This window comes from Rahnella sp. P4_A8 (assembly GCF_056402435.1).
Window position 1 is genome coordinate 1 of the sequence record NZ_JBFUHK010000123.1, and the last position, 4,773, is coordinate 4,773.

The 4,773-nt window shown below is 54.0% G+C and carries 4 protein-coding genes; 1 reads left to right on the forward strand and 3 read right to left on the reverse strand.

The window, feature by feature from the left end; genetic code table 11:
• Positions 1–575, forward strand: a 575-nt coding sequence (locus tag AC1DUO_RS23375; protein ID WP_477988981.1) for a LysR substrate-binding domain-containing protein, incomplete at its 5' end; no start/stop codon positions are given.
• Positions 576–664: 89 nt separating this feature from the next.
• On the opposite strand, the gene AC1DUO_RS23380 is transcribed toward AC1DUO_RS23375, so the two are convergent.
• The 3 genes from AC1DUO_RS23380 to AC1DUO_RS23390 all read right to left on the reverse strand — a co-directional run.
• A complete protein-coding gene (locus AC1DUO_RS23380) occupies positions 665–3,520 on the reverse strand; it encodes a valine--tRNA ligase (RefSeq protein WP_112151030.1) in 2,856 nt (951 codons plus the stop codon).
• Positions 3,513–3,998, reverse strand: a complete 486-nt coding sequence (locus tag AC1DUO_RS23385) for a DNA polymerase III subunit chi (RefSeq protein ID WP_013577147.1) — start codon at positions 3,996–3,998, stop codon at positions 3,513–3,515. Before AC1DUO_RS23385 ends, AC1DUO_RS23380 begins: the two co-directional genes overlap by 8 nt.
• 115 nt (positions 3,999–4,113) lie before the next feature.
• A partial coding sequence (locus tag AC1DUO_RS23390) for a leucyl aminopeptidase (protein WP_477988984.1) occupies positions 4,114–4,773 on the reverse strand: 660 nt, incomplete at its 5' end.

Sequence of the window (4,773 nt, forward strand, 5' to 3'; positions counted from 1 at the left end):
AAATTGCACCCGACTGTGAAATAGTGCACAGCACGAGCGGCAATTCGATTGCTGAAACTGAAGATGCTCTGATTTTCCGTAAGGCTGACATCATTTTTGACGTTCATCCGCACGTTAGCCATTCCCGGGTTAGCCAGCATATTTCCAGCGAAGTGCCGGTGATGATTTGCCGCCGATCGCATCCTCGCCTTAGAGGGAGCCTGTCAAGGGAGCAGGCTGCGCAAGAGAGCCATATTTTCGTTGATTCCGAGAGTACTAGTCTTTTATCTAACAGGTTGGATGTTAATACTTTGCTGCAAGTTGACAGGAAATGTCGGTTTATCAGCCCTTCATTTCTCTCCATTATCTCAATGGTAGAAACATCCGACATGCTGGCTTTTATCACAGAACGTTTCTATGAAAAAATGAAAAATGCTTTTGATATCCAGAAGTTGTCGACGGATATGACGTTGCCTTCTCAACCGGTCTATATGGTTTACAATAAAGCAGCACTTAATAACCAGTTTTTCTCAACGCTGGTGAGAAAAATGACAGATACTTTTTTGCAGGAATTTCAGAATAATTCCCCGCGTTAATCAGGGTGTAGCAGGAATAAAAAATGCCAGTCAGGTTTCCCTGACTGGCATCTGTTTTTATAGATTTTAACATTTACATCTGGCTGAGATTACAGCGCAGCAATCGTGGCTTTCTGTTCCGCCAGTTTCACTTTCGCTTCACCACAGGCCGTCAGACGTTCACGCTCTTTGGCGACAACCGCTTCCGGCGCACGCGCCACAAAACCTTCGTTAGACAGCTTGCCTTCGATGGAAGCAATCTCGCCGTCCAGTTTCGCCATCTCTTTGTCCAGACGTGCCAGCTCGGCATCTTTATCAATCAGACCGGCCATTGGGATCAGCAGTTCCGCACCTTCCACCAGCTTAGTAACAGAGACCGGGCCTTTGTCGCCAGCAGGCAGAATGGTGATGGACTCCAGACGCGCCAGAGACTGAATAAAGCTCAGGTTCTGTTCCACACGACGTTGTGCATCCGCACTCGCGCCACGCAGCAGCAGTTCCAGCGGCTTAGCCGGAGACAGGTTCATCTCGGCACGCACGTTACGGATAGCGATGATCGCCTGCTTGATCCACTCGAGATCGGCCAGCGCCAGTTCGTCCGCTTTTGCTGCATCAAACTCAGGGAAAGGCTGCAGCATAATGGTTTCTGCTGTGATGCCTTTCAGCGATTTCACGCGCTGCCAGATGGTTTCGGTGATGAATGGAATAATCGGGTGCGCAAGACGCAGCAAACCTTCCAGCACTTCCACCAGCGTATGACGGGTGCCACGCAGTTGCGCTTCGTTGCCACCGTTCATGACCGGCTTGGTCAGCTCAAGATACCAGTCACAGAACTGGTTCCAGGTGAATTCATACAGAATGCTGGCAGCCAGATCGAAGCGGTAGTTATCCATCGCTTCCCGGTAAGATTTCACCGTGCGGTTATATTCCGCCAGGATCCAGCGGTCAGCCAGTGACAGCTCAAGTTCGCCGCCGTTCAGGCCACAATCCTGATCTTCGGTGTTCATCAGCACGAAGCGGCTGGCGTTCCACAGCTTGTTACAGAAGTTGCGGTAGCCTTCAAGACGCTTCATATCCCAGTTGATGTCACGGCCGGTAGACGCCAGTGCCGCCAGCGTGAAGCGCAGGGCATCAGTACCGTGCGGTTCGATGCCGTTCGGGAATTGCTTCTCGGTGCGCTTGCGGATTTTCTCTGCCAGTTGCGGCTGCATCATGTTGCCGGTACGTTTTTCCAGCAGATCTTCCAGCGAGATACCGTCAATCATATCCAGCGGATCGATAACGTTACCTTTGGACTTGGACATTTTCTGCCCTTCGTCGTCACGGATCAGGCCGGTCATATACACGGTGTGGAACGGAACCTGTGGCTTACCGTTTTCGTCTTTCACGAAATGCATGGTCATCATGATCATGCGCGCGATCCAGAAGAAGATGATATCGAAGCCGCTGACGACCACGCTTGAAGGGTGGAAAGCTTTCAGGTCAGGTGTCTGTGCTGGCCAGCCCAGTGTGGAGAACGTCCACAGACCGGAAGAGAACCAGGTGTCGAGCACGTCTTCGTCCTGAGTCAGCACGACGTCTGCGCCCAGGTTGTTCTCGCTGCGCACTTCCGCTTCGTCACGACCAACAAACACGTTGCCTTCGGCGTCATACCACGCCGGAATGCGATGTCCCCACCAAAGCTGACGGGAAATACACCAGTCCTGAATGTCACGCATCCAGCTGAAGTACATGTTTTCGTATTGCTTCGGCACGAACTGAATGTCGCCTTGCTCAACGGCTTCCACCGCAACTTTCGCCAGCGGTGCAGTGCGCACGTACCACTGGTCAGTCAGCATTGGTTCGATAACTACGCCGCCACGGTCACCGTAAGGCACGGTCAGATCGTGAGGTTTGATTTCTTCCAGCAAACCGGCTTCGTCGAAGGCGGCGACCACGGCTTTACGTGCGGCAAAACGCTCAAGGCCACGGAACTGCTCAGGGATATCGTTGGCGCATGCATCGCTTTCTTCGCCGTTAGTATCGAAGATTTCAGCGGTCTGGCGGATGTCACCATCGAAAGTCAGGATATTGATCATCGGCAGGCCGTGACGTTTACCGACTTCATAGTCGTTAAAGTCATGCGCCGGGGTGATCTTCACGCAACCCGTACCTTTTTGCATATCGGCGTGTTCATCGGCAACAATCGGAATACGACGGCCTACCAGCGGGAGAATGATCTCTTTGCCGATCAGATCGCGGTAACGCGGATCTTCCGGGTTAACGGCAACGCCGGTATCACCGAGCACGGTTTCCGGACGCGTGGTGGCGACCACCAGGTAATCTTTGCCTTCAGCGGTTTTCGCGCCGTCAGCCAGCGGATAACGCAGGTGCCACATGGAACCTTTGGATTCGCGGTTTTCCACTTCAAGATCTGAAATCGCAGTGCGCAGTTTCGGATCCCAGTTCACCAGACGTTTGCCGCGGTAAATCAGGTCTTCTTTGTACAGACGAACGAACACTTCGCGCACGGCGTCAGACAGGCCTTCGTCCATCGTGAAGCGTTCACGCTCCCAGTCCACGGAATCACCCAGGCGGCGCATCTGGCGGGTAATGGTGCCGCCGGATTCTGCTTTCCAGTCCCAGATTTTGTTGATAAACGCTTCACGGCCGTAATCGTGACGGGTTTTGCCTTCTTCAGCGGCGATTTTACGTTCAACCACCATCTGCGTTGCGATACCCGCATGGTCAGTCCCCGCCTGCCACAGAGTATTTTTCCCCTGCATGCGCTGATAGCGGATCATGGCGTCCATGATGGTTTGCTGGAAAGCATGACCCATGTGCAAGCTGCCGGTGACGTTCGGCGGCGGGATCATGATGGCAAAGCTTTCTTTACTGGTGTCACCATGTGGCTTGAAATAGCCCTGTTGTTCCCAGTGCTCGTAAAGCGGCTGCTCGATGTCTTGCGGGTTATATGTCTTATCCATTTCGCTTCGTATTTTCGTCGGTCAATGTGGTGACTGAGGGCGGCGTGGCCGTCGTCAAAGAGAAACCCACGCTGCGATAGGCTTTGTAGCGTTCGCGCGCAAGTTGTTTAAGGGAATCTTCGTAAGGAACGAAGTCTACCACTTCATGGAAAGCAGTAGCAAAATCTGCAAACTCAGGCAGCAGGCTGATGAGCAAGTCGCGTGGCGCATTGCCGCGTTTTCCCGGCCAGCATAATTCTACCGGCGCACCAAAACGCGGGCCTTCACCGGCCAGATTATGGGGCACAAAGTGGTTCGGCTCGCGTTGCCAGAGCGCTTCATCCAGGCGCTCAGCTTGTTTCTGATCTTCACAGGCCAGCAGAACACGTTTGCCCATCCGGTAACGTTCAGCGGCGACCAGACAGGCCAGTGCTTCGTGCGAGCTGAGCTCGCCACTGGCGTCCGGCGCATCGAGAAGAAAGAAGGTTGCCTGTTTCATGATGAGTTCACTGTGCTGCTGAGAAAAAACAGGGGCGCAACTGGTGCGCCCGCCTGTGGAGGGGCTGGCGAACCAGACCCTGATAGTGGAGATTATATCTTATTTAGCAGAGGAATCACTCATCGCCATCCAGCCCTGCACGGTTGAGCAGGAACTGTGACAACAGCGCAACCGGACGACCGGTTGCGCCTTTGTTCTTGCCTGAACGCCATGCGGTACCGGCGATATCCAGATGTGCCCAACTGTATTTGCGGGTGAAACGCGACAGGAAGCAACCGGCGGTGATCGCACCACCCGGACGGCCACCGATGTTTGCCATATCCGCAAAATTAGAATCCAGCTGTTCCTGATATTCATCAGCCAGCGGCAAACGCCATGCACGGTCACCCGCCTGTTCGGACGCGCCGATCAGTTCATGCGCCAGCGGATTGTGATTCGACAGCAAACCGGTGATGTGATGGCCAAGCGCAATCACGCAGGCACCGGTCAGCGTAGCGACGTCAATCACCAGCTCAGGATCGAAACGTTCAACGTAGGTCAGTGCATCGCACAGCACCAGGCGGCCTTCGGCGTCCGTATTCAGCACTTCGACAGTCTGGCCGGACATGGTGGTCAGAATGTCGCCCGGACGGAATGCCTGGCCGCCAGGCATGTTTTCACAGCCTGCCAGCACGCCAATGACGTTCAGTGGCAGATTGAGTTCAGCCACCACACGCATCGCACCGTAAACGGCTGCGGCGCCACACATGTCGTACTTCATTTCATCCATATCCGC